We start from the raw sequence: 23,435 nt of genomic DNA, 5'->3' as shown, positions 1-23,435 counted from the left end.
GGAAGACTGGACAGTCCCGCGCGGATGCACTTCGAGCACGTGGTCTTGGGGATGGCGCGGGCCTCGCCCGAGCTGATGCCGCTGTATGGTCCGGCGGCGGTGTGGCTGTGGAACGTCGGGCAGGACGGCCACGCGGCCGCGCACTGCATCGACGCCTGCCAGACCATTCACTATGCGCTGGGCCACTTTGGGGTGGAGTCGCGCTAATCGCGCGCGGTTGGTGAGCTGGCATTGGGTGTAGTGATAGAGCCGGTCGACGCGCACACGAGGCAGGGTCAGGTCCGCGCAGCACACGGTGGCCAGCGACGGGTCGTGGGGTAGCGCCCCTGGTCGCCGCCCTCGTTGTAGGAATCGAGGTCACGGATGAAGGCCACCACCAGGTCTTCCTCGGCGCTGCCGACGAGCAGGGCGTGCCCTTGCCGTTGGAGGCTGTCCAGGAGCTGGGTGAAGCTGTGGGTGTGCGGATGGTCTTCGTCGTTCAAGGCCTTCAGGCTAAGCTCGGCGAGTGGCGAGCGAGGAAGAAGCAAGGTTGCGGTGCACGCCGCTCGATCACGGCAATCGACGCCTGGTGAAACTCGGCCAGGGTATCCCGATCTGCATGGACGCAGTGCTCACGCGACAGGCACAGGGCATCCGGGCATCCTGATCGCCTGTGTCGATCTCACTGAATGGGCGCTCGTAGTCCACGGGCAGCATCTAGTACTGCATAGCTAGATCTGTAGGACCTGTAGGCGCAGGTGCCGCCGGAAGTGGTGCCTGCGCGCTCGGGCTTGGTGGCTGCGGCGCTGCTCCGACCAGTAAAGCCCCAGGTCAACAGTGTGATCGTTGCTGCCGATCAGGTTGAACAGCCGGCGGACCTCACCGATGGACAAGGCGATCAGGCGGTTGACGGGTCTGGTCCGGTCGCGGGCGACAGCCTGGGACGGTTCGCGTGGGTTCGCCGATGTTGTCCTGCCGGGAGACCGCGGTTGTCCACAGGACATGGGTCCCCTTTTTAGCGCCGGCTCGTAAAACGGCGAGAAACACCAACGCCAGCATGGCCAGCGTGATGTGCCTGTACCAGGCGGGATAGAGCCGGAACTGATACTGATCGAGCCCGGCTTCCTGCTTGGCCGCCTCGAAACACTCCTCGATCGGCCACCGCGATCCGATGACCCGCACCAGTTCCGGCAGCCCATCCCCGCGCGGATCGAAGCAGTGGAAGTAGGCCAGCTCACCATCGGCGATATTGCGGCGGATCACATAGCGGTGGTGCGGGATGGACGTCCCGATGACGGCCCAGTCGTAGACCCGGAACCCCTTGGCGCCGATCCCGCACGCGCGCCGCTGCCAATCGTGGGGTTTCAATCGCGTGGCCAGGTGCGCCACGCGATTGGGGTTGTCCTTGGCCCCCGAGACGTTACCGGTAGTGATGTCGGTGGTCTTCGGGACGGCCATGCAGTAGGCGATCTGCTCGCGTTCCAGATACGCGCGCAGGTGCGGGTTTTGGCCGAACTCCTCGTCGGCGGCGAACCAGGCGAATGGCACCCCGGCCGCCACCGCCCTGCCGATCATGACCTCGACCTGCTGCGGGCGGGTGGCGAAGGTCACCTGTCCGGGCACATGCGCCTCGGCCCGCCGCACCGGATCGGCACACCAGGAATCGGCCGGCAGGTATAACTCGCGGTCGATCAGCACCCGGTCCCCGCGTGTGTTGGCGTAGGCCAGGAACACGCCGATCTGGCAGTTGTCGATCCGGCCCAGCGTGCCGGAGTACTGCCGCTGCACGCCCGCGGATTTCCTGCCCTTCTTGGCGAACCCGGTCGGGTCGGCGATCAGTACCGCGTGTTCGTCGGCGAAGTGCTCCATCGCGTAGGCGCGCACCTCATCGCGCAGCCCATCGGCATCCCACGGGGTCAGATTGATGAACCGCTGAATCGCCGTGGGCCTGCGCTCACCGGTGAACTCCGAGATCGTCCAGGAGTTCTTACGCGCCAGCGGCGCCAGCAGTCCCCGCAGATACTGCCGGAAATGCGCACGCGACTCCGTCCGGAACCATCGACCCTCGAATCGGGCACACACCCGCTCGAATTCCGACTGCCACGCGTCCAGATCCGCAGAGGTCACGGCACCTGTGCTGTCGTAAGGCTGGGGCATGCGGATACCGTCACACACCCCAGCCATGTCACGCAGAGGAACCAGGCGATCGCCAAACGCGATCTAGGCATGTAGTACTAGGCCATGAGTTGCCCATGGCTGCCGAAGATCTGCGTCTGTCTATGGCCTGCTCGGCTCCCGCAGGCAGCCGCCCGGATGCCGAAGCTGGCGCCGCTTCAGCCACCGCTCTTCCGTGTGTCAAACCGTGGATCGCGATAGGTCCTCCGCACCCACGTGGCGTCTCTGGTCCATCCCAGAGAACGTGCGAATCGATCGTGGTCTCGGAAGAACTGCGCCGAGAGCGAAGAGGGGCGCAGGCGACTACAGGCACCCACGCACAGACCGCTCAGGCCGACGAAAACGAATGCGAGTGCCGTCAGCAGCTTGAAAAGCTTGCCTGGACGATCGTTGATCAGAGCCGCGAGCTCTTCGGCCCGGATCTGCGCCCGCGCCTTATCCGCGTACCGCAGGCGAGCCGACCACACGGCCAGCGCCCGAGCGATCCAAGGAGCGACATCGCTGCACTCGTTGATCAGCAGGCCGGAGACGACGGCGAAGGCGATCTCGCCCCAGCTCATCGAGGCCTCCCGCCCAACGCCGCATACAAGCCCTGGAGCAGCAGCCGAGGTGGGGAACGCAAGACGCCCAGGACCGAGCCGGGACGACGTTCGGCCAGCAAGGCGGAGGCACGTACCGCGCCCTCGCATGTGAGCCGATACAACCGCCGCCGGGGCCTGTTCACGTCCGGAGCCTGCTCCTCCCAGGCGCCTTCGACCCATCCGGCATCCTCGAGACGATCGAGTACGCCGTACACAGTGGGGCTGGAGCGGCCGGTGGCTTTGGCAATGGCCCAACCGTGGAGGTCCTCATTCCTCGCACGAGCCGCGAGAAAGGCCTCCAGAACGTCGAGCGTCGGACCGGTAATCCTTGCGGGACTTGCCACATCCTTATTTTACCTATGTCGGTTACGCAGGGGAGGTGAGACTCTACTACCAGTTATACAGAACAGAATGAGGTTTCTGTCTGGTTAGCGATTTCAGCATCCTTCCCTGCCGAATCGCGCTCGTAGAGGATCAAGGGCGGCGCTCCGCGCCGCCTCGCGGCCCTGCGCCCGCTCGGCGGCCGGGCATGCGGCCTGGGGGCCGGTCCCGGCCGCCGGCAACCCGGGCCCGCGCCCAGAGCATCCGCTGATCCCAAGCACCCCGCCAGCGCCCCCTCCAAGCCGCCCCATAATGCCAGCGTGGAACTGCGAATCGATCCAGACAGGAACATCCGAACCGGCGTCTGCGACTGTTGCCAGACCCCCTTCGATCGCGTGACCGGGTTCATCAACAACGACGACGGCGCCTATGCGATCTACTACGCATCTTGCTACCACCACAACGGAGTCCACGAAGCCTGGATCGATGTCATCATCGATGACGCCTGGGCTCCCGACGAGCCTGTCAGCCGCCCTGGCCCCAACCGCGTCACCTTCGGATGTCGCGTCGGTCCCGTTGAAGGGCAGCCTGCCCCCGCCTGCTCTCTGGTCAAGGGCGCCGCAGTCGCACCCGATGAACCGTTCTACGGTCGCAAGCTGACCCGCGAGGAAGCCCTCGTCCATCCCTGGCTATCCGACTATTGGGAGACCATCGATCACATCCTGGAGCAGGATGCCACAGTCCATCGGCATCTCTACGGCATAGCTGTAGCGGAGGAGTCCTAGATAAAGCCTCCGGCGGGGGCGCTCCGACTCCGGGGTGATCGCCAAGGCCTCGCTCATCGTGGCCGGCCGTAGGTGGCTGAGGTAGGGGCCTGATCACCCCGCCCGCCATCGACCCGGGACAAGCCGAGCAGACCAAGGCCGCCGGGTCCCCTTCGGGCGGGTCGACGGCAGACGGGGTGATCAGGAAGATGCGAGGCGTGCGCAGGTGCCCTCTCTTCTGCACAATGTGTGCGTGGAGATCATCAGGGCAACAGCCGATGCGATCACGATCAGCCTCGGGCCAGACGACGCTCTCGCCGTCAACAACGCTCTCAACGAGATTTGCAACGGCGTTCACCTCGATGAGTGGGACTTCCAGACCCGCATGGGTGTCGATCGCGAGCACGCCCGCAAGGTGCTCCACGCGATAAGTGCGGCGATCAGCGTCATGATAGAGCAACGCCAGGCCGAAGGTAAGGAGTGGTAGACCCAGGTCGGGGGCTGATCGTCGTGCAATTAGCGTGCAATTAGCCAGGGGGACGAGGGGGCGACCACGGTCACTCATGACCGGCTCCACGCCCAGGTCAGCGCCCCTACGGGCCATGATCCATGCAATTCCCAAGCTGACAGCGCGGGTTCGATTCCCGTCACCCGCTCCAATCTCCAGGGGTGATAAGCCTCGCCCGTTGATCATGAGCACTACAGACTGAACCTCTGGCGCGCATACCGCTGGTCAGGGTCTCTGAACTCCATGCCGTTCTCATCGAGAGCGTTGTAAATCGTCACTCGGCTGTGCGGGAAGAGGAACCCGACGGCTAACATCCCTTGCGCCATGTCCTCCCCTATCCACGTCAGAAGCTCCACCGCCTGCAGCCTTTGCCCCTGCAATCGCGCCAGTTCGTCTGGCACACCCTCTCGCCATGCCAGCCGGAATCCCTCCCCCGCCCAATCCAGCGGCCGAGCCGGATCGACCGTGTTCCACGTGATGGAGATTTCATCGAACTTCTGGTGGACGATTTCGGTCTGCTCGCCCTCGAAGTCCAACAGGACCAGGCCATCGGGGAACCAGACATCCTCGTCGAGGTCCCACACCAGCAGAGCGCGCGTCAGCCTCCGCCCTTCCAGCATGGCCAGTCTCCGACCATGGGCGGCGGCGACCGCTGCACTCCCGCTCATCCATGCGGGGCTGTATCCGCGAATCCCGAAGTCGCCCACCTGACGATCATGCCGGGAGCCGGCGTGAGGACGTCAAGCCCATACGAGCCTGCTGTGACACCGACAAGGGAGAGCCGGCGTCCGTGCCAGATGCGTGCCAGAACGGACGGCGATCAGTGGTGAGTCGCGGGCACTCACGGTCACTCGGCGAGCCCTGACCTGCACCCCTGTTTTCCCAGCTCAGCACCGCAAGATCAGTAGCCTATTCCCAAGCTGATAGTTGTCGGCGGATCCTGAAAACTGGCTCTGGCACTAATTTCGTGATCTTCCTGCGGTCGGCTACCAGCCTTGCTGATCATGCTGAGTGACGATCTCGGAGATGCTCGCGGTTCTCATCCCTCACCCGTCCGGCCTGCAGATAGACGGGGTGTGCCGGTCGGGCAGGTCGGTACGGATCCGGGCCAGGACCCGCGCTTCGCAGGCGGCATGCTCACGGTGCGGAATGGTCTCCCAGCGCGTGCACAGCAGCTACGAGCGGCGGGTGTGCGACACCGCGGTCGGCGGCCAGGAGACGGTGCTTCACCTGCGGGTACGGCGGTTTCGGTGTGGCAATGACGACTGCGCCGCGACGACTTTCGCCGAGCAGGTGCCCGGGCTGACCGTCCGCTACGGCCGCTACAGCGTCCCGCTCCGCACGCTGCTGCAGACGATCGCCCTGGCCCTGGGCGGCAGGGCGGGTTCCCGGCTCACCTGCCGCTTGGCCGCCGCGGTGAACCGGATGACGCTGATCCGGATGATCCGATCCCTGCCCGACCCCGAACCCACCGAAGGACCCCAGGTGCTGGGTGTGGATGACTTCGCCCTGCGCCGCGGCCGCACCTACGGCACGATCCTGATCGACATCACCGCCAGCCGGCCGGTCGACGTGCTGCCCGAGCGCTCATCAGATGCGCTTGCCGCCTGGCTGCGCGATCGTCCCGGCGTGGAGATCGTGTGCCGGGATAGGGCCGGCTGCTACGCCGATGGCGCCGCCCGGGGTGCCCCGCAGGCGATTCAGGTCGCGGACAGGTGGCATATGTGGCGCAACCTGGGTGATGCCGTCGAGCGCACGGTCACCAAGCACCGCGCTCACTTACGGGACCTGGCGGTCGTCACCCCGCCGGACGAGGTGACGGCATCGGCGCCTGTCACGGCCCCGCCTGCAGGCGAGCCCACTCCCTCCGAGCCGCGGTCGGGCCGTCTGGCCGAACGGACCCGCGAACGGCACGCCCTGGTCCATGAGCTGCTCGCGCAGGGCCGGGATCTGCGCGAGATCGCCCGCGAGCTGAACTTGGCCCGTAACACCGTCCGGCGCTTCGCCCGCGCGAGCAGTCCGGAGGAGTTGCTCGTGCACAACGGCCCCGGCCAACGCCCAAAGATGATCGAGGAGTACGCCGGCTACCTGCGGCAGCGCTGGGAGCAGGGCTGCACCAACGCTGAGCACCTGTTTCAGGAGGTCAAGGCCATGGGCTACCGCGGGATAGGCAGGTCGGTACGTGAGTACGTCCGGCCCTGGAGGTCCCAGACCACCATCGCCCTGCCGCCGCCATCCCCACCCACCGTCCGCCAGGCCACCGCCTGGTTCCTGCGCCACCCCGACACCCTCGACGCCGACGAGCACCAGCACCTGCAAACCTTGACCGCAGCCTGCCCCGCCCTGGCCGCGCTCCGCGAGCACGTCCGCGCCTTCGCCCAGATGATGATGCACCTCACCGGCAACGGCCTGGAGCAGTGGATGAAGCAGGTCCAGGCCGATGACCTGCCGGAACTGCACTCCTTCGTCACCGGGCTGCGACGCGACTTCGACGCCGCCAAAGCCGGCCTGACCCTGCCCCACAGCTCGGGAAAGGTCGAAGGGCACGTCAACCGCGTCAAAATGCTCAAGCGGCAGATGTATGGCCGCGCCAACCCCGACCTCCTGCGCAAACGCGTCCTCCTCGCCGACTGAGACGGGTCAACGCACGAAATCAGTGCCAGAGCCACTATCGGGAGTCCGTTGACAATAGTCCGCGTTCGATCCCCCGGGCCCAGGGGGAAGCTCCCGCAAGAGGATCGATAACTGACCTTATGTCAAGGTCGGATAATCGGAGCCGCTCGTTAGGTTTCCCCGTCGCTAAATTCACCGGATCTGGTTGCCGCAAGAACAATCGCGCATGGCGAGCGTTCCTCGCTGCCTACGAGCGGCGCCTGCTCAACGTGTTCACTCACGAGGGGCACCGGCCGCTCCACGGGTGCCTTCAAACGGGCGCCAAATACGACGAAGCAACCGCGTGGTCGCATCGCGCGGGAGGCGAACCTAAGAAGACATCTGAGATCGCAGCTTGACATCTAAGCGCATGGGATGTCTGGGGGCCGGTCCCGGCCGCCGGCAGCTCGGTCCGTCCGCCAGTAGCGAGCACCCTGTCACCTCATGAGGTCGAGGGAACTGGCATCCCTCTTTCGGCCTCCAGCACCGCACGCTCACCCAAGGGACGGCTGAGCCGTACGGTCACCTGGTTGAGGATTCCCACAGCGGTGCAGGCCCGTGCCCCCACCTGCACGTGCGGGTGCTCCTCCACCACGATCAGAACCGCATGCTCAGACTCCACGGCGCGGGCGGGGTAATCCGCGCCACAAGCTCCAGCGGACAAGGCCCCAACAAACTCAGCGGTAAGCGTCTGTCCGTCCTTATGCACGGTCACCTTCTCGATTGACAGAACGCCGAGACTTCGGCCATATCCCTCCCGCCGAGGAGGTGTTGGAGTAGCACCGACGCCATCTCTCGCGAAAGCTTGCTCATAACGTTCAAGACCCTGCCGTATCTGGGCATCGAGCCGCCGGTCGTTTTCCGTGACCATCCACCACAGCAGCGCCGCCAGAACCAAGGTGACCGAGGCGGCGAACGCGACCCAGCGCTTACGCGTCATACACATGAAACGTCGGCCGGTACTTCTGGGTTCACACATTCTAACGATCGGGAGCGTGTTGCCGTCCTCCTCTGCTCAAGTGTCCCGGCCGAGCCCGCCGAGTCAAGGGCGCCTACGGCGTCGCTACGCGATCAGCTTCGCTGACCCTTGACACGGTGGTCCCGTCCTGGGTGTCGGCAGCTACGAGGAGGACGGGGGCGGAGTAGGGGCCGGGGGCGCGCGCATGGCGTACCGCCGCAGGTCGTGTGCGTGATCGTCGTGCAATTGGCGTGCAATTAGCCAGGGTGACGAGGGGGCAACCACGGTCACGCGTGACCAGCCCCAAACGCCGCTTCCATCTCCTTTGCTGCCGACCGGGGAGACCGATTTCGCGCTAAAGTAGCAACCTTCGGACGGCGCAACCTTCCGGAGTCTTCGAAGGTGAACGCCCCCCGATGAATCTCAACCAAACACCCGCACTGTTCCGTCTCGACGCCGCGTTGAACCGCATGGCCGTCACCTTCCATGGCATGACCGCCCAGCCTGACGAGCACAACTGTGAGTGCCACTGGGGCAGCGCCGAAGAGCTCGCGCAGTTGAAGGTGCCGGACGTGGAGCTGGACCTCGATCTCCTGCGCCGCACGTGGCAGGCCACCGACTGGAGTGACCATGCATCGGTGTTGCGCCGTATTCTGCCTCAATTGTCGAGGGCCCTGGTCAGGGGCCTCGTCGAGCCTCTCTTCGGTATGGAGGAGGTCGGACGTGCATTCGCTCGCGGCCAGTGGCAGCAGTGGCCTGCCGAGCAGACCGCAGCGGTACGGGAATTCCTGAACGCCTGGTGGGCCCACACTCTCATTGACACGGATCCTGCTGTGCCTGCGCACGAAGTCCTCGCTCTGTGTGCCGAAGCCTCTGCCACGCTCAGCCCATGGCTGCACGTCTGGGAGGCGCAGACGTGCGCCGTGGCCGACCAGCACATCGCCGAAGCGGTGACGCACTGGGAGTACGACTTGCTGGGAGATCAACTCCCGTGGGGAGGCTGGGACAACGAGGAAGAGATGCGTACCGAGTTGGCGGCCTGGCTGATTCGTCACGCCCCTGCCCGACTCCATGCCAGGAACGCTCCCGTAGAGCTGCTTCACCGGATACGACTGCTCAGCCTTGCCGGCCCCGCCCGCTGGGAGGACCCTCACTGGCCTGGCCACCGCTACTGAGTCAACGCCCACCACGAATCGGCCACTCCTGGCCGTCATACAACACAAGATCCGGAACGTGCGCGGAATGATCTTCCCGCAATCGAGAGGGACCGCGCGATCACGCGCAGGTCAGCGTGTTCTTGGTCCGCGAAATGGCGATCCACTTTTAATCCGACGCTCTCGGCGTGCGCTTGCCGACCTCGGCGCGGCTGACGCCACGCTCGCGCATATGGCCTGGTGTGGGGTCCATTATGGCTGGCCGGTTGTGAGCGACCGCATGGTCGACCTGCGCATCGTGGCGCCGGGCGTCAAGGTCGAACCCCTGCCCTGACTTGGGCAGCGTGGGACTCACCGCGAGCAGGGTTATCACGCGGCGGCGGGTGTCGGCCAGGGCTGCTGATCTTGTAGATCGGCGATCGGCGGGGCCTTGACCTTGGTGACCGTTGCGGTGGCGAAGCGGAGGGAGGGGCCGACCTCGTCGGCCTCGAGTTCGTAGACGGTGCGCTTGTCGCCGGTGTCGGTCTCGTAGCTGCGCTGGCGCAGGCGGCCTTGGACAATGACGCGCTTGCCGCGCTGGAGGGATTCGGCGATGTGCTCGCCGAGTTCGCGCCAGGCGGTGCAGGTCAGGTACAGGCTGGTGCCGTCCTTCCACTCCCCCGTCTGACGGTCCTGGTAGCGGGGCGTCGACGCCACCCGGAAGCGCACGACGGCGTGGCCGCCTGTGGTGAAGCGGAATTCGGGGTCGTCGACGAGGTTGCCGACAATGGCGATGGTGGTCTCGTTGGCCATGGAGTCTTCTCCATTCATAAGGGTCGGATGCGTGAGGGCGCGGGGACGTGTGCCCCCGCGCCGATGCCGGGCCGCTACGCCTTCCGGCCGGCGACGGTCGCCAGGCGGTGGGTCTCGATGGCCTCGGTGATGCAGTCGTGGCAGCTCCAGCTGTTGCTGGTGCAGCGGAACAGCTGCTCGATCTGGGTCGTCTGGCCGCAGCGGCCGCAGGTGCTCAGGTCGGTCAGGCCGAGGGGGGTGTCGAGGGTGAGGGTCATGTCCTGCTCCTTGTCGCCGGGACCCGTGCCGGGGTCCGTGCCGTGTTCTGGTGGGGGAGGACCCGCAGGCGGAAGGGAGGGAGGGCAACCGGGCGGCCCGCGCGTGCAAGATGTTTTGCGACAGCAAAAGATCTTGTAGGCGCGGGGTGAGCGGAGCGAAAGCCCGGTTGCGTGAACGACCGCGCCTGCGACACTGACCGACCAGAACACTGGGCACGGCTGAACCCGGCATAACAAGGGACGCGGGAGGACATGGCTCCTCGACACACGGTCTGCCGCCGATCCGTCCCCCGGCCGTGCACGGCCGCGTCGATGCGGCCCCGCACTCTTGCCGCAGAGGCGGGGGTGGGTGCTCAGGCGCCGGCGGCGGCCAGGTGCAGGACGCGCATCGCTTGGGCCTCCATTTCGTGGGCGGTGTCGGCGTCGTCGAGGGTCTGGGCGACGCTGGTGACGGCGTGCATCACGCCACCCGCTGTGAGGTCGCCGCCGCGGATGAAGTGGCGCAGGATCTCGCGCTGCTGGTCTTCCGTGAAGCGCAGCTTGCTGGTGACCGCCTGGATGGTCTTATCGGGGTCGGCGATTTCGGCCCCGGCGGCGGCGGTTAGTTCGCGGATTTTGGTGGTGAGGTAGTCGGTGTCGAGGAAGGTGGTGATGGCGTCGCGGGTCTGGGCGGTGATCAGCTGCAGGTTCTTGTCCTGGGTGTCGCTGCTCCAGCGGACCGCGCCGCCGTCGTCGAGTCGGCCGCCGAGGTGGACGTGGCGGTGGGCGTCGGCGGTGATGGTCATGCCGTTGCGGCAGACCTGCACCAGCAGGCGCGGGGTGATGGTGAACGCGCCGCAGCCGGTCTCGCTGTTGCTGATCACGAATCCGGCGAACACCAGCGGGTTGTCGGCGCCGGCGGCGCCGGTGAACGGGCTGCGGTAATTCTTCAGCAGCTCGGGTGCCAGGGCGGCGACCTGCTCGCACACCACCCGCACATACATGCGCCGTTCGGTCAGGTCGCAGCCGTCGATGTCGATGTCGACCCCGGCCAGCCGTACGCCGTCCAGGGCGGCCATGAGCACGTCCAGGTTGTCGATGATCTTGTAGCGGTCGGACAGGAAGGCCCGCGCGACGCCGGGGGCGTCACCGGTGCCGCGCAGGCTGCGCAGCAGGAAGCGGCGGTCGTCGGAGCGCAGCCAGGTGTTGACGTTGGCCTCGTACAGGGCGGGCTGGTGGGCGCGCAGGCGCCGAAGATACGGCAGGGGGATGCCGAGCTTGTCGGCCAGGCCCTGGTCGCAGATCTCGGTCGGCAGGTACAGGCCGGTGCTGTCGCTCACCCCGGCCTCCGACAGTACGGGCGGGGTGTCGATCAGCTGCAGGTGCGTGCCGGACGCGCGGATCTGCGCGGCGGTGACCGGGACGTCGACCTTGCGGGCGTGCTGGTCGCGCAGCAGCGCGTGCAGCTCGGCCAGGCCCGCGTTGCGGGCGGTCAGCGGAACGGGGACAACGGTGCTCATCAGCGATTCCTTCCGGTAGGTAAGAGGAAGGCCCGGCCTGGTGGCCGGGCCTATCGGGTCCAGTTGCGGTGGAGTGGTGGGGCGAGCGGGTCAGGCGGCCGCCGAGTACGGGGCACCGTCGCCGGCGTCGGGATCGGTCTGTGGGTCTGCCCCGGCGTAGGCGTCCGCCGGCACGGCGGTGCTCGTCTCCTCCGCGGCGGGCTCGTGCGGCGGTTCGCCGGCGTCGGGCGCCTGCTCGGGCTCGAGCTCCTCGGCGGGGGCGTCATCGCGGTACGGGAGCCCGTCGACGATCGCCTGCTCGATCGGTGTCGGCTGATAACCGAGCTCGACCAGCAGGGACAGATAGGCCCGTGTGTCCGAGCGGCTGACCGCACCGGTCCGGTCGTGCCGCCAGATGTAGCGGGCCGAGTCCGGGACGGTCATCTGGTGCTCATAGGCGACGGCGATCGGTGCCAGGGCCAGCAGCGGCAGCCGCCCCGGCCGGACCGCGGCCGTGCTCGCCGCATCGATGTTGCCGGTCAGCTTCGCCCACAGGGTGGTGTGCCGGGCGCCGGTGAGCTTGTCCCGCAACGGGGTGGGCATCTCCAGCAGTTGCCGGGCGACCCAGGCCAGCACCGGTTTGGGTGCAGTGGCGCGGGCCAGCAGGCCCGCAACCCACTCTTGCCGCACGGTCGCGCTGGCCTTCCATGCCCGGTTGCCCTCGATGACCAGCTTCCGCTCGAGCTCGTTGGCCGTGGCCGGCGCGGTCGATCCGACGGCGGGAGCGCCCGGTGCTGACGGTGTTTCCGGCGGCGCGTAGCCGTGCTGCTGCGGGCTGGTGCAGTAGGCCAGTGGCGTGGCAGTGCCCCGGCTGCGCAGGAACACCCCGTGCCCCTCGCAGGTGGTGTGCGTGTCGGGGTCGAAGCCTTCGACGACATCGGCCAGGCGGGTGAGGGTGAGCGCCCCGGACGGGATGTCGTCGCTCACGCGGATCCCGGCCTGTTCCAGCTCGGCGCGCACCTGGGCGCGTTGGGCCGCCTCGGCCCGCTCGGTGCGTATGTACTCGACCGCGTAGCGGACCTTGTGTCCCCAGCCGACCCTCTGGTGGATCTCCGCCAGCGCGTCTTCGTCGCCGTCGAACTCGGTCAGCAGCGCCAGGTCCTCCAGCGTCCAGGCGTAGTCCATCTCCCGGGCGGCCTGACGGGTCGTCGCCGACAGCCGTCCCGCGGTGATGGCCCCCGCGACCTCTTCGCGGGTGCGGCCGGTGAGTTTGCGGATGCGGGTACGGCTGGCCCCGGCCTCATGCGCTGCGAACAGCGCCTGTGCCTGCTCGAACGCGGTCAGCCCGCGCCGGTAGTCGTCGTCGTTCTCGACCACCATGTCGATGAACTGGCCGGCGCGGTCACCGGCCTTGCCCAGGTCGATTAGGCACAACAGGTCGGACAGCTGCTGGTGGCGGGCGGCGGCCAGGCGCCGGTTCCCCTTCGTCACCCAGAACCGGTAGCACTCCTCCCCCTCACCCCGCAGATGGTCATCGGGGATCGGAACGACATGGACGGCGACCTGCTGCTCGGCAGCCAGGGACTTGCAGAACGCGTCGGTCAGCGCGTAGTCGGCCCGGACGTTCCCGGGATGATGATCGAGCAGGTGCAGGGGGATCCGGGCGAGGCGAACATTGCCGGCCTCGCGCAGACCGTTCTCCCAGTCGGCTGTTGCGGGCATACGAGCTCCTTCTTGATGTAGCGGCACAGGAACAAGAGGGGAAGGGCCGATGGCGTGCCGGTCTCGGCACGCCGCGGCGCGACGCATCTGTGCCGGTGACGGGGGGCGGGCGGCCCGGTCCAGGGCCGCCCGCAGGTCAGGCGGCCAGCGGGGTCGCGGGCCCGTCGACGGCTGCGGAGGCGCCCTGGGCCAGACGCCGGGGTGCGGCGGCGACCGGCCAGACGGCGGGCTCTTCGCGGACCGGGCTGTAGCGGGTGGCCAGCCCCAGATCGGTGGCGATCACCTTGACCGCCGCTCGCACGACCGGCTTGCCCTCGCGGTTCTTGGTCTCGTAGGTGCGGGGCATCAGGTCGCAGCCGTGCGCCATGACCAGGTGGCCCTTGCGGTAGGACTCGTGAGCCCGGATCGCGGCGACCCCGTAGACGACGACCTCCACCTGACGTGTGGGGACGTAGGTCGAGCCGTCGCGGCGCGGGGTGGGCGGCCCGTTGACCTCCAGCACCGCCGACCACATGGCCGGCGCCTCATGATCGGAGGCGAAAAAGCGTGGATCGTAGGCGATCCTGCCGGTCAGGCTGATGTGAATGTCGAGCACGGGTCCTCCCCCTCATCGGCGGCCCCCGGATGGGGGCCTGGTGTCTGAGGCCGGGGGGAGCCGCCCTGCGGCGGTGTCCCCGTTCCGGCGAGGAGCGGACGACGCGACGGCGTGACCGGAGCTGCAACCCGGGTGGTGGCGGGATTTCAAGATGTTTCGCGCAGCAAAAGATCTTGAAATCCCGCCACTCGCCCACCGCGGCCGCGGTGACACGCGGGCGAGAACCCGGGTTGCGGCGATGGGCTAAGCCGGCGCATAGTCAGCCGCCGGAACAGGGGGTGACGCCTCAGGCGTGACCACGCCCGGACACCAGGCCCGGCGAAGACCGAGAGCTCGAGGAGGACCCGTCCGACCCTCTGCACCAGACCTAGGGGGCGACCGCACATCGCGCGACTCGAAGGCTGCTCGCCTCGGTTCCGGTCCGCCGGTTTGTCCAGCGGGCAGCCTCCTGGCGTTTCGCCGCGCTTCACACCAAAAGGTGCCGTCCTCGCCGGGAGGGCCATTTATCGGAGGCAGGAGGCGGAGCAGGTTGACGCCGGACAACGGTTCTTGGATCGTCGGCAGCGAACCGGCCGGAACCCTATCCGCAGAAGGGTCGAACCCATGGCGATGCCGACCGTAATGCGAATCGTCTCCGATGAGGAGTACCGTCCCGAGCGTCACAAGGCCGGCTCGGCCCCTCGTCGAGGCAGCTGCAGCTGGCACGGCGGGCCGCATCAGATCACCCGATCGATGCAGTTGGAGGAAGAACGCGCGAATGGCGTACGGGTGGCGCTGTATGGGGTGTGCGATGCGGCACGTGCCGAGATCATCGAGCAGGTGCAGCGGACAGCCGGCGACTGAGCGATCACGAGCGGCCTGAGGCGACACGAAACGGCCAAGGACTGGATCCGGCAGTACGCAGCCGGGGCCAACAGCTGGACCGTCACCCGCTCGAGGCAGGGAGACTAGCCTTCCCCGGACCCTGGCTCTACTGAGCGGCGATTTGCCGACCCACGACGGCTAGGCTTGTTGCGAGATGTCGCGACTCGCGTGCTGAGTCAGGACACCTGTGAGCTGAGGAGGTAACGGCATGACCGCCGAGCCACACGACTTGCTCAGTGTCCGGACGCCTGAACAGATCGTGGAATCCCTGCAGGCCGACCGGACTCCGCGCAATATTCGCGCGTGCCTGCCTCCTGCCGACCGCGAGTACTTCGACAGGGACTATCGGCGGGCCATGGCCAAGGCCACCGAGGAACTGGACCTCGCGCCGGTGAACGCTCTGCTCGCGCACTGGTGGCACATGGCCAGGATGAAGGCGACTGGGGAGTACGAAGCGGTCCTGGAACGGGGTGCTCGTATCCAGGAGCAGATCGAACGTGGCGAATATGTTCCGGGCAGGCCGTTGCGGGAGGTCCTTGCCGAACGGGCATCCGTGCTCGGCGTGGAACTCGATCTCTAGATGTACACGGTCGGCATCAGCAAGCAGGTAGACGAGCAGATCGCCGCCCTGCCTGCAGAAGCGCTCGCGGCGTTCCACGAAGCGATCGTGTTCCTTCAAGTCGCGCCGTGGAACGGCAACCCCTTCGTGGGAGAACGGCCAGACGCCCCGATGCGGACGCGGACCTTTGGCGACGGCGGTCGAGGCATGGTCGCGTACCTGATCATCGAGTACCGGCGCTTGGTGGAGATCATTCAAGTCACCTGGTACGGCTGAACGCTCAGAGAACACAACAGCGCCATCGCTCATGCGCTCTGGGCCTGGTGGAGGCTCGATTCCCTGAGGTGATCGGGTAATGGCGCGTCCGTCCCCACCCGGCAGCACTTCGCGAGCGCGCGGTACGCATGGTCGCTGAGATCGGTCTCGGAACGACCCCATGCAGTGGGCTGCGATGAAAGCGGTCGCGGCGAATCGGCGTATCGGCGCGGCGGAGACGGTGCGCATGTGGGTTCGCCGGGCCGAAATGAACGCGGGTCAGCGGCCGGGAACGACGCCCGCGCAGGCCGAGGAGATCCAGCACCGGCCGACCTCGGCGAACCTGATGGTGGCGCCCTTTGAGACGAGGCGTTCGAGCCGTCCATGTAGCGGCAGCCCCATGTGGCAACCTCGCGGCGCAGGGAACGTGATGGGTACCGCCGCAAGTGTGGCCCTCCCGACCTGCAAGCCCCGTAGGCTGGGGGCCGCATGCCGTGACGCGAATGAGGTGCTTTGTCAGCCGTGACGACGGACCCGACCCAGATCGAGCTGTGCGCGCTACAGCGAAGGCTCGGCGCCGGCACGGCCGTCCCGCCTACAGCGGGGACAGCGTGCATGCACGCCCTCGGCGGTGGCAGGCGGCACAGCGCAGTCAGGGCCGATGAGACGCTCCGGCAGATGATTTCCTGCACCGGTGACGGCTCCGTCGAGCTACGCGGTCACGGGCAGGGGCCGCCTCACGTCCCGGCCGAACTCCTCGCCTCCTCGGCGCTTCCCACCAGCGGGCGTATGCGTGCCGTGATGTCTTTTCCGCGCGTTGGGTCCGTCGTCCCGACAGGGCTCGAGCGTTCTCGGCTGGTGAGATGGTCGCACCTCTGGGACGGGCGGGTGGTTGAGGGCACCCTGGTGCGGAGATGACAAACGCGACCCCTCATGATCGTCGGTGTCTAGCCAGTCGATCAAGAACAGGGGCCGCGTTCGCGTGCCATCATCCCCGATCGACGTGCTCTCCCGCCACCTGGAGCACGTCACCATCTCCGATCCGCTGTCCGACCTGCCCGCCCTGGCCGAGGTGCTGGATGCCGTACCCGACCCCCGCAGCCGCCGCGGGCGCCGCTACCGACTCGGCCCGCTACTCGCCTTAGCCCTGCTCGCCGTACTCGGCGGAGCGACCTCCCTGGCGAAGATCACCCGGTTCATCGCCGGATACGATCCCGAGCTGCGCACCCGGATCGGTCTGCCGGTCACCGCACGGCTGGCCGCCTCCACCTTGGGACGGCTGCTGGCCCGCCTGGACGGCGACGCCTTCGACGCTGCGACCTGCGCCTTCCTGTCCAGGCTGGCCGCCGCGCCACCAGTGACCGGCACGAACGGCACAACGGCGCTACTCGGCCTGGCCGTGGACGGCAAAACCCTGCGCGGCAGCCGCACCGGCAACGGCACCACCCACCTGCTGGCCGCCACCCGCCACGACACCCAGACGGTGATGGCTCAAGCCCAGGTCGCAGCCAAAAGCAACGAGATCCCCACGTTCACGCCCCTGCTGTCCGGGCTCGACCTCACCAGCGTGGTCATCACCGCCGACGCCCTGCACACCCAGCACGAGCACGCCCGCCAGATCGTCGCGGCCGGAGAGCACTACGTGTTCATCGTCAAGGGCAACCAGCCCACGCTGCTGCGCCGGCTCAAGGCTCTGCCCTGGCGCGAGGCCATCCTCAACGACCGCACCGACGAGACGGGGCACGGACGCCGCGAGATCCGCCGCATGAAGATCTGCACCGTCCGCCCGGGCCTGCCCTTCCCTCACGCCGCCCAGGCCATCCAGGTCAAACGACGCCGCACCGACCACGCCACCGGGAAGACCACCATCGTCACCATCTACGCCATCACCAGCCTGCCCCCCGGCCGGATCACCCATCCCCACCTCGCCGGACTGATCCGCGGCCACTGGAGCATCGAAGCCCTGCACCACATCCGCGACGTCACCTACCGCGAAGACGCCTGCAAGATGAGGACCGGTGCCGCACCCCGGATCATGGCGAGCCTCCGCAATCTGGCCATCGGCCTGGCCCGCCTGATCGGCTGGACCAACATCGCTGCCGCCACCGACCACTACCGCAGCCACCCCGCGGATGGACTTCAGCTACTCGGTCTCACAACCTGAGAACGCTTCAGCCCTGGTCGTCCCGACGACGCAGAGGGTGGCGTGATGCCGCCGGGCTGGTGGGTGGTTGACGGGCAGCGGGTCGTCGCGGGCCCGTTTGAGGATCGCGGCGAAGCCGACTGTTGCGACCTGCCGCCCGAGTACGTCGACGACGATGAAGCGATCAGCCGTTTGCGATCCGCGTACGGGTCGCCTCGCGCCGACGGCACCTTCGACGAACGGCCCAGTCCCGAGGATCGGGCGTGGGAGGCGCACCTGGCCGAGCAATTGGAACGCATCCCCGGCTCCCTCGGCAAGAGGTGGCTGGCGGGCGACCGGTCCCTCGAGGTGGCGGGGGCAGTTGCCGTCGCCACCGCCTTGGTCGAGGTGGGCCTGCCGCTGCATGACTGCGAAGGTCATAGTCCGCTCGGCGGAGCGTGTGTCGCACCGGCACAGGACAGCATTTCCGTCACCTGGTCTCAGCACCGTCGTGCCATCTTCAGAGCCTCTGAACTCGACGGGCGCTTCCATGCCGTCCAGGACGTGATGACCATGGTGATCACCGACGTCCTCGCCGCCTGCCTCGGCGTCACCATGCACGGTGACGCATATGAGGCAGGGAAAGCGCACCCTGCTCTCCTCGATCGTGAGACTGCAGAGGAACGAGCGTGGCAGGCGCACCTGGCCGAGCAGTTGGAACGCATCCCCGGTTCCCTCGGCCACCGCTGGCTGGCAGGCGACCGCAGCCCGCAGGTTGTGCTGGCCGCGGAGATTGCCAGTGCAGTATTCGAGGCCGGTCTGCCGCTGTACGACAGCGACCGCCAAAGCTCGCTCGGCGGTGTGTACGTCGGCCGCGCATGGCAGGCAGACGGCTACACCGTCGTCTGGGCTCAGCACGACCGGCAAGCCCACCTTCACGTGCGCGGCTATCGGGTGTTCGACGACGTGCAGAACGTGATGAACGATACGCTCCGCGATCTCCTGCGCGTGCTCGGATTCCGTGTCGAGCCTGATGGGGAGGAGAGCGGGTTCCTGGTCACCGGGCGCGCTCGCGGGTAGGGCCAATTCGCCCCTCCTCCCGGGCGGGGTCTAGAGGCGGACACCGGTCCAGGCTTGGCATCCGAGGCGCTTCCCCTGGCGCCGTTCGTCCTCCCCGAGGCCCTGCGAGAGTGATCACTAGGGCCATCGGGGTCCGACTGCTTCCGCGCAACGTGCGGGGGTACCGCGGGCGTGGCCCCTACCACCATTGATCAACTAGCGATAAGCTCACTTACCGCTAGTTGATCAACTCGAAGTCAGCTCGATCAGCCACGCCTTGGTGTGCAGCGACCTGGCACCTTCCAAGCCCGAAGTCGAACAGATGACCAGCTACGTGCTCCGGTCCTGCAACCAGCGGAGCGTTCACACCGGCTCTTCCCCGTCACGGATCCGGTCTTCTCCTACTTTCGGCCGGTCCTTCTCTACTGTGGATCACGTCAGATCGCCAGACCTGACGTCCTCCAACGACGTAGGAGCCCACCCCCCTTGCGTTACCGCTCCCGCCGACTCGACGCCCTTCTCGGCGTGCCCCTCGCCAGTTCCACCTTCGCAGACTGGGCAGCCCTGGAGAACAACCCGGCCGCCGCCGAAGCCGAAGACCTCGACTACAAAATCAAATACGAGGCAGATAAGGCCACCGGAGACTCCGCCGCGGACTCAATCGCCATCGACGTCGCAACCTTCGCCAACCACATCGGCGGCGTCATCGTCGTCGGCATGGCCGAAGTGGACCTGGTCCCGTCCAAAGCTCTCAGGGTGGACCTGTCGGAGAAGACCCTGCGGATTTACACCGACGCCGTCGCGGCCAAGGTGTCCCCGCTGCCGCTGTTTGACGTCGTCCCTCTAGAAGACCCCGACACTCCCGGCACCGGTTTGATCCTGATCGCCGTCCCGCCGAGCCCTCGCGCGCCTCACGCCGTGATCATCAACGCGAACAGCGGCGTGACCAAATGGCCGCGCCGAGTCGGCGCCCGGAAGGTCTGGCTGTCCGAGTCTGAGGTTTACGTTGCCTACCAGCGGCGCTTCACCGGCCTCGCCAACCGGGCCGCTCGCCTGACCCAGGTTGAAGCCGACGTGGTCCGCCGTCTGGTCCTTAAGCGGTCGGGCCTGAGCCTGCCTCAGCCGGTGCTTATCGTCTCGATGGTGCCCGACCTGCCCGGCGACATGACCATCAACAACGCCGCCCTCGCCAACTTCCGTTCCGACCTCGCCGACGACCGCCTCCTGCCCGGCGCTCTGTCGCCGATGCTGACGAACCAGACGGTCGGGCCCAGGCGTCTGATTGGATACGAGCCACACCGGGACGGCGTGGCATGGGCGGAGTTCCACGCCGACGGCTCTGCGTCCATCGCCATCCCCATCGCCAAACTCAGCGGCTCTAATACCTATCAGGTGCATGACGCCGAGATCATCCTCTGGATGATCGGCACGCTGCGCCTGATGGCCCGGCACGCCACAGAGAAGACCGCCACGACCGGCACCGCCACCCTCTCGGCGCGGCTCCTCGCCGACGTTCTCACCTACGACACCGACGACGCCGAGTTGGGCCAGATGATCAGTGGACGGTTGAGACATCAGGAGTGGGGTGGCCCGGCGGGAATCCAGGTGGTCACCTGGCCTGCCACCCACGGCGCGGCGCTGCGCTCGATCGGAAACGGCGATGCCAGCAATAACGCCTACGCCGAGTCGTCGGCCATCCTCGAGGACCTGGCTGCCGACGGCCGGCCGCTCACGGCTGCCGCCGCGGAGTTGGCGTCCGCGCTGTTCCAGAACTTCGGCGCCGCCGAGGCTCTCCAGATTTGGCCAGACGGCACGGTGAACCCCACCACCTGGGGGAGCTACTGGGAGACCGCTCAGCGCTGGGTCGAAGAGAGCAACATCCCCTGCTCGGTGCAGCCGCCCACCGTGGCATTTGCCGGAGAGTAAGCGTTGCCAGGCGACGTCCCGTTCCCGTCGTAAAAGGAGGGGCAGGCCTCTCCATCGAGGCCTGCCCTCCTTCCGGGTCGCGATTGTCTGCGCCGCGCCGCCAGCGGAGTCGAACGGGGCGGGCGAGCAGCACCTCGACGGTGACAAGGCTGTCGGTCCAGCAGTCACCTTAGGAGGAGTTCAGCGGGGGCGGGAGCCGTGTGCCCAGCCCGCCGTAACAGCCGAGGCGTCGCTCCGCTTGCTCGTCCTTGAGGGGGTAGAGCGGGTTGAATCGCGCGTCTCTGAAAGCAGCCAGGACCATCAGGCGGGTCCCCGATCTCCAGAGGTTTGCAAGGGTTACCGGAGCGGCCGTGAGGATGATCCCGCGAAGTGCCAGCGTTCCTCGTCGCTCAGTTCCTGCCAGCAACCCGGACATGTCGTCCCCCTTCGAATTGCCGGTGCTGTTCGACCTCCGGCACAGCTCGAGACGCCGATAGTCCCCTACCCCTTGATTCGATGGATGTTGAATTCCGATAATGTATGTTATCGGAAATCAGCTTCGAGGATCTTGAGGTAATTCGGACATGCATGGCGAAGTGGAGCGAGAACCGGCTATCGAGGGACGTATCGTCCCGCGACCCCTGGACCTCGCCGCCGTGGAGGAGGTCCTGAGCGACGAGGCCGCCGAACTGCTCCAGCAGGCCCGCTCGGACAACACCCATCGGGCCTACACCGGGGACTGGGCGAGGTTCTCCGACTGGTGCGCCGCCAACGGCGCATCCCCGCTGCCGGCCACCACGGCGACGGTCCTCAATTACATCGCCTACCTGACCACCCTGGGCCGGGCCCCGGCCACGGTCGACCGGGCAGTCTCGGCGATCTTGTCCATTCACACCGACACGGGCGCCGAGCGGCCGAACACCCGGCCGATCCGGGAGGCCCTGCGCGCCTACCGCAAGCTGCGGGCCAAGGCCGGCTTCCGTCCGCGGCGCTCGCTGCCCATCACCATCGAGATCCTGCGGGCGATGATCGAGGCCCAGCCGGAGGACACGCCCGCAGGACAGCGCAACCGGGCCATCCTGACCGTCGGGTACGCGGCGATGACCCGCCGGATCGAGCTGCACAATCTGAACATCGGGGACCTGACCTTCCTGCGGGAAGGGCTGGAGATCTTCATCGCGATGTCGAAGACCGACCGCGACGCTCGCGGCGTCAGCGTGCCGCTGCCGTACGGCTCTCATCCGGGGACCTGCCCGGTGCGGGTCGAGTCGGCATGGCTGGAAGTCCTCGCAGAACACGGCATCACCAGCGGACCGGTGTTCCGCGCGATCGACAAGAACGGCCGGATCGCGGGCGCGATCGGCGACGACGGCATGCCCGTACGGCGGGCCGGCCGCGGCGACGGTATCCGCATGACCCCTGAGGCGATCAACCTGGTAGTGAAGGAAGCCGCCCGAGCTGCCGAGCTACCGCACGCCGACCGCTACTCCGCGCATGGCCTGCGCGCCGGCGGGGCCACGGACGCGGCCGACGCCGGCGCAACGATGTCGGGAATCTGCCAGCACGGCCGGTGGTCGGAGAAGTCCCCGGTGGTGATGCAGTACATCCGCCATCGCGACAAGTGGAAGAACAACCCGATGCTGCGCGTGGGCCTGTGACCGGGGCGGCGACTGTGCAGGGGGACAAGGCACCGCGACTTGGTCCGGGCTGTCCATGTCCCTCGGCATGACCAGTTGGCTCGAGACATCGCTGATCTGTCCAGCTCCGTACATGTGACGGGCGTCATGCGTAACAACCCAATGTGGCGGGTTGGCTTATGCCCGCCGCTGAGTAGTTCCGGGAAGTGTGCTTCCATGAAGTAGGCGAGGTGACACCGGCACCTGATCGCACTGATCGTCCCGGACAAGGGGGTACGTCTCCGGCGAGCTGGACGCCTACCTAGCCGAACGAGAGGTGCGGCTGCCGCGCGTCCTACCGCAACTGCACACCCCGCCCCGGCGAGCAGCACCTCAAGCGAGCAGCACCTCAAACCGATCCGCAGCTCATCGAGTTGGACAATGACACCCTGAAAGGCCAGCTCGACCTTATGGATAGACGATCCTCAGGCGTCGGTTCGCGAGCACAGATTTAGATGATTCGACGCGAGAAAGGGCGGGACGCCAGTCACACCGCCGTACTGGGCGGCCACCCGCACACTGCCTGCGATGGGTTTAAAACCCAATCACAGAACTTGCCCGAAGGCAACCCTTTGACTCCCGGCTCGACAGTCGAGAACAGTTGACCTGTGCGTTCGCTACCCAGTATGGGCACGCAGCACGGATAGCAGTGTTTCCATAATAGTCTGTGCCGCCGTTCTATCCTCGTCTTTCTTCCAGCTTCGCCAGTACCAACCATCTGGGGGAAACGTTACTTCCATTGCTTGCGCAGCTGCGATGGCAAGATCAGGCGGGATTGGCTTGTCCAGCCATTCCGTGATGGCATAATCCTCATTCTCATTCCAAGATAGATTCCTCCCTGTTGGCATATTGGCTGCGACGACGGCGGCAGCGGCTGTCACCTCCTCAGGTAGCACCTCGATGGTCGAACTACCGGGTGCCTCCACGGCAGTACCGAAGATGCGTTGCAGAGTGGTCAGCCGCTCCATCGCGGACTGATCCTCTAGTTCCTCTAGGAAGTCCTCGGCAGTGTCGCTGTCGAACGGCCCCGAACCCCAGGTCCCCATTCATTCACCTCGG

23 protein-coding genes and 3 pseudogenes are annotated in these 23,435 nt (G+C 66.9%); 13 read left to right on the top strand and 13 right to left on the bottom strand.

Annotated elements, in window-relative coordinates; genetic code table 11:
• Positions 1-24 precede the first annotated feature (24 nt).
• Complete coding sequence (locus ACIBK1_RS33205) at positions 25-207, top strand: hypothetical protein (protein WP_396739615.1); 183 nt, start codon at positions 25-27, stop codon at positions 205-207.
• 68 nt (positions 208-275) lie between these two features.
• Here the strand turns inward: ACIBK1_RS33205 and ACIBK1_RS33200 are convergent, their stop codons facing one another.
• The 4 genes and pseudogenes from ACIBK1_RS33200 to ACIBK1_RS33185 form a co-directional block, all read right to left on the bottom strand.
• Positions 276-482, bottom strand: coding sequence for a hypothetical protein (locus ACIBK1_RS33200; protein ID WP_396739613.1), 207 nt, complete (start codon positions 480-482; stop codon positions 276-278).
• 505 nt (positions 483-987) lie between these two features.
• Positions 988-2,136, bottom strand: a pseudogene (locus ACIBK1_RS33195) (IS701 family transposase); the annotation flags it as partial.
• A gap of 176 nt (positions 2,137-2,312) precedes the next feature.
• Positions 2,313-2,714 (bottom strand): hypothetical protein, encoded by a 402-nt coding sequence (locus tag ACIBK1_RS33190; RefSeq protein ID WP_396739611.1) that lies wholly within the window; start codon positions 2,712-2,714, stop codon positions 2,313-2,315.
• Positions 2,711-3,079 carry a PadR family transcriptional regulator gene (locus ACIBK1_RS33185; protein ID WP_396739609.1) on the bottom strand — a complete coding sequence of 123 codons (369 nt, stop codon included), beginning with the start codon at positions 3,077-3,079 and terminating at the stop codon, positions 2,711-2,713. Before ACIBK1_RS33185 ends, ACIBK1_RS33190 begins: the two co-directional genes overlap by 4 nt.
• 297 nt (positions 3,080-3,376) lie before the next feature.
• Between ACIBK1_RS33185 and ACIBK1_RS33180 the strand changes: the two genes are divergently transcribed.
• Entirely contained in the window at positions 3,377-3,841 is a 465-nt protein-coding gene (locus ACIBK1_RS33180; protein ID WP_387075820.1) for a hypothetical protein, read from the top strand.
• Positions 3,842-4,073: 232 nt separating this feature from the next.
• Positions 4,074-4,307, top strand: coding sequence for a hypothetical protein (locus ACIBK1_RS33175; protein WP_387075829.1), 234 nt, complete (start codon positions 4,074-4,076; stop codon positions 4,305-4,307).
• A gap of 212 nt (positions 4,308-4,519) precedes the next feature.
• On the opposite strand, the gene ACIBK1_RS33170 is transcribed toward ACIBK1_RS33175, so the two are convergent.
• The gene (locus ACIBK1_RS33170) at positions 4,520-5,035 is read right to left on the bottom strand and encodes a hypothetical protein (protein ID WP_396739607.1); all 516 of its coding nucleotides are present in this window, start codon (positions 5,033-5,035) and stop codon (positions 4,520-4,522) included.
• A 319-nt stretch (positions 5,036-5,354) separates the two neighbouring features.
• On the opposite strand from ACIBK1_RS33170, the gene ACIBK1_RS33165 reads away from it, so the two are divergent.
• Positions 5,355-6,962, top strand: coding sequence for an ISL3 family transposase (locus tag ACIBK1_RS33165; RefSeq protein WP_396739605.1), 1,608 nt, complete (start codon positions 5,355-5,357; stop codon positions 6,960-6,962).
• A 460-nt stretch (positions 6,963-7,422) separates the two neighbouring features.
• Here the strand turns inward: ACIBK1_RS33165 and ACIBK1_RS33160 are convergent, their stop codons facing one another.
• Complete coding sequence (locus ACIBK1_RS33160; protein ID WP_396739603.1) at positions 7,423-7,920, bottom strand: hypothetical protein; 498 nt, start codon at positions 7,918-7,920, stop codon at positions 7,423-7,425.
• Between the two features lie 434 nt (positions 7,921-8,354).
• On the opposite strand from ACIBK1_RS33160, the gene ACIBK1_RS33155 reads away from it, so the two are divergent.
• Positions 8,355-9,113: a hypothetical protein gene (locus ACIBK1_RS33155; RefSeq protein WP_076440689.1), complete on the top strand. Its 759-nt coding sequence runs from the start codon at positions 8,355-8,357 to the stop codon at positions 9,111-9,113.
• Positions 9,114-9,521: 408 nt separating this feature from the next.
• On the opposite strand, the pseudogene ACIBK1_RS33150 reads toward ACIBK1_RS33155, so the two are convergent.
• From ACIBK1_RS33150 to ACIBK1_RS33130, 5 genes and pseudogenes are all read right to left on the bottom strand, one after another.
• Positions 9,522-9,884 (bottom strand): annotated as a pseudogene (locus ACIBK1_RS33150) (single-stranded DNA-binding protein); the annotation flags it as partial.
• 74 nt (positions 9,885-9,958) lie between these two features.
• Positions 9,959-10,141, bottom strand: a complete 183-nt coding sequence (locus ACIBK1_RS33145; protein WP_396739601.1) for a hypothetical protein — start codon at positions 10,139-10,141, stop codon at positions 9,959-9,961.
• A gap of 353 nt (positions 10,142-10,494) precedes the next feature.
• Complete coding sequence (locus tag ACIBK1_RS33140; RefSeq protein ID WP_396739599.1) at positions 10,495-11,640, bottom strand: DUF932 domain-containing protein; 1,146 nt, start codon at positions 11,638-11,640, stop codon at positions 10,495-10,497.
• A gap of 90 nt (positions 11,641-11,730) precedes the next feature.
• Complete coding sequence (locus ACIBK1_RS33135) at positions 11,731-13,341, bottom strand: ParB/RepB/Spo0J family partition protein (RefSeq protein ID WP_396739598.1); 1,611 nt, start codon at positions 13,339-13,341, stop codon at positions 11,731-11,733.
• A 136-nt stretch (positions 13,342-13,477) separates the two neighbouring features.
• Entirely contained in the window at positions 13,478-13,936 is a 459-nt protein-coding gene (locus ACIBK1_RS33130) for a single-stranded DNA-binding protein (RefSeq protein WP_396739596.1), read from the bottom strand.
• A 603-nt stretch (positions 13,937-14,539) separates the two neighbouring features.
• Here ACIBK1_RS33130 and ACIBK1_RS33125 point away from each other — a divergent pair.
• From ACIBK1_RS33125 to ACIBK1_RS33115, 3 genes are all read left to right on the top strand, one after another.
• Entirely contained in the window at positions 14,540-14,779 is a 240-nt protein-coding gene (locus ACIBK1_RS33125) for a hypothetical protein (RefSeq protein WP_387075856.1), read from the top strand.
• Positions 14,780-15,008: 229 nt separating this feature from the next.
• Entirely contained in the window at positions 15,009-15,380 is a 372-nt protein-coding gene (locus ACIBK1_RS33120; protein WP_387075859.1) for a DUF6247 family protein, read from the top strand.
• Positions 15,381-15,635, top strand: coding sequence for a hypothetical protein (locus ACIBK1_RS33115; protein ID WP_387075861.1), 255 nt, complete (start codon positions 15,381-15,383; stop codon positions 15,633-15,635).
• Positions 15,636-15,893: 258 nt separating this feature from the next.
• Here ACIBK1_RS33115 and ACIBK1_RS33110 read toward each other — a convergent pair whose 3' ends face one another.
• Positions 15,894-16,016, bottom strand: coding sequence for a hypothetical protein (locus ACIBK1_RS33110; RefSeq protein WP_387075864.1), 123 nt, complete (start codon positions 16,014-16,016; stop codon positions 15,894-15,896).
• Between the two features lie 580 nt (positions 16,017-16,596).
• Between ACIBK1_RS33110 and ACIBK1_RS33105 the strand changes: the two genes are divergently transcribed.
• The 5 genes and pseudogenes from ACIBK1_RS33105 to ACIBK1_RS40630 all read left to right on the top strand — a co-directional run.
• Positions 16,597-17,778 carry an ISAs1 family transposase gene (locus ACIBK1_RS33105; RefSeq protein ID WP_396739593.1) on the top strand — a complete coding sequence of 394 codons (1,182 nt, stop codon included), beginning with the start codon at positions 16,597-16,599 and terminating at the stop codon, positions 17,776-17,778.
• Positions 17,779-17,823: 45 nt separating this feature from the next.
• On the top strand, positions 17,824-18,816 hold the full coding sequence (locus ACIBK1_RS33100) for a hypothetical protein (RefSeq protein ID WP_396739591.1): 993 nt from the start codon (positions 17,824-17,826) through the stop codon (positions 18,814-18,816).
• A 465-nt stretch (positions 18,817-19,281) separates the two neighbouring features.
• Positions 19,282-20,721 carry a helix-turn-helix domain-containing protein gene (locus ACIBK1_RS33095; protein WP_396739589.1) on the top strand — a complete coding sequence of 480 codons (1,440 nt, stop codon included), beginning with the start codon at positions 19,282-19,284 and terminating at the stop codon, positions 20,719-20,721.
• 563 nt (positions 20,722-21,284) lie between these two features.
• Positions 21,285-22,358 carry a tyrosine-type recombinase/integrase gene (locus ACIBK1_RS33090; RefSeq protein WP_142652651.1) on the top strand — a complete coding sequence of 358 codons (1,074 nt, stop codon included), beginning with the start codon at positions 21,285-21,287 and terminating at the stop codon, positions 22,356-22,358.
• 247 nt (positions 22,359-22,605) lie between these two features.
• Positions 22,606-22,786: pseudogene (locus ACIBK1_RS40630) on the top strand (IS982 family transposase); the annotation flags it as partial.
• Between the two features lie 207 nt (positions 22,787-22,993).
• Here ACIBK1_RS40630 and ACIBK1_RS33085 read toward each other — a convergent pair.
• Positions 22,994-23,422, bottom strand: coding sequence for a DUF4259 domain-containing protein (locus ACIBK1_RS33085; RefSeq protein ID WP_142652652.1), 429 nt, complete (start codon positions 23,420-23,422; stop codon positions 22,994-22,996).
• Positions 23,423-23,435: the final 13 nt, after the last annotated feature.

Source organism: Microbispora rosea (assembly GCF_044460045.1).
Lineage (GTDB): Bacteria > Actinomycetota > Actinomycetes > Streptosporangiales > Streptosporangiaceae > Microbispora > Microbispora rosea.
The sequence above is the reverse complement of the archived record's forward strand: the minus strand, read 5'-3'. Positions and strand labels throughout refer to the sequence as shown.

Bases quoted from the DNA above. Each gene is read 5' to 3' on its own strand.
- ACIBK1_RS33110 (WP_387075864.1), bottom strand. From the start codon at position 16,016: ATGGGGCTGCCGCTACATGGACGGCTCGAACGCCTCGTCTCAAAGGGC.
- ACIBK1_RS33155 (WP_076440689.1), top strand. From the start codon at position 8,355: ATGAATCTCAACCAAACACCCGCACTGTTCCGTCTCGACGCCGCGTTG.
- ACIBK1_RS33160 (WP_396739603.1), bottom strand. From the start codon at position 7,920: ATGACGCGTAAGCGCTGGGTCGCGTTCGCCGCCTCGGTCACCTTGGTT.
- ACIBK1_RS33115 (WP_387075861.1), top strand. From the start codon at position 15,381: ATGTACACGGTCGGCATCAGCAAGCAGGTAGACGAGCAGATCGCCGCC.
- ACIBK1_RS33125 (WP_387075856.1), top strand. From the start codon at position 14,540: ATGGCGATGCCGACCGTAATGCGAATCGTCTCCGATGAGGAGTACCGT.
- ACIBK1_RS33100 (WP_396739591.1), top strand. From the start codon at position 17,824: ATGCCGCCGGGCTGGTGGGTGGTTGACGGGCAGCGGGTCGTCGCGGGC.
- ACIBK1_RS33145 (WP_396739601.1), bottom strand. From the start codon at position 10,141: ATGACCCTCACCCTCGACACCCCCCTCGGCCTGACCGACCTGAGCACC.
- ACIBK1_RS33165 (WP_396739605.1), top strand. From the start codon at position 5,355: ATGCTCGCGGTTCTCATCCCTCACCCGTCCGGCCTGCAGATAGACGGG.
- ACIBK1_RS33135 (WP_396739598.1), bottom strand. From the start codon at position 13,341: ATGCCCGCAACAGCCGACTGGGAGAACGGTCTGCGCGAGGCCGGCAAT.
- ACIBK1_RS33085 (WP_142652652.1), bottom strand. From the start codon at position 23,422: ATGGGGACCTGGGGTTCGGGGCCGTTCGACAGCGACACTGCCGAGGAC.
- ACIBK1_RS33090 (WP_142652651.1), top strand. From the start codon at position 21,285: ATGCATGGCGAAGTGGAGCGAGAACCGGCTATCGAGGGACGTATCGTC.
- ACIBK1_RS33205 (WP_396739615.1), top strand. From the start codon at position 25: ATGCACTTCGAGCACGTGGTCTTGGGGATGGCGCGGGCCTCGCCCGAG.
- ACIBK1_RS33190 (WP_396739611.1), bottom strand. From the start codon at position 2,714: ATGAGCTGGGGCGAGATCGCCTTCGCCGTCGTCTCCGGCCTGCTGATC.
- ACIBK1_RS33120 (WP_387075859.1), top strand. From the start codon at position 15,009: ATGACCGCCGAGCCACACGACTTGCTCAGTGTCCGGACGCCTGAACAG.
- ACIBK1_RS33140 (WP_396739599.1), bottom strand. From the start codon at position 11,640: ATGAGCACCGTTGTCCCCGTTCCGCTGACCGCCCGCAACGCGGGCCTG.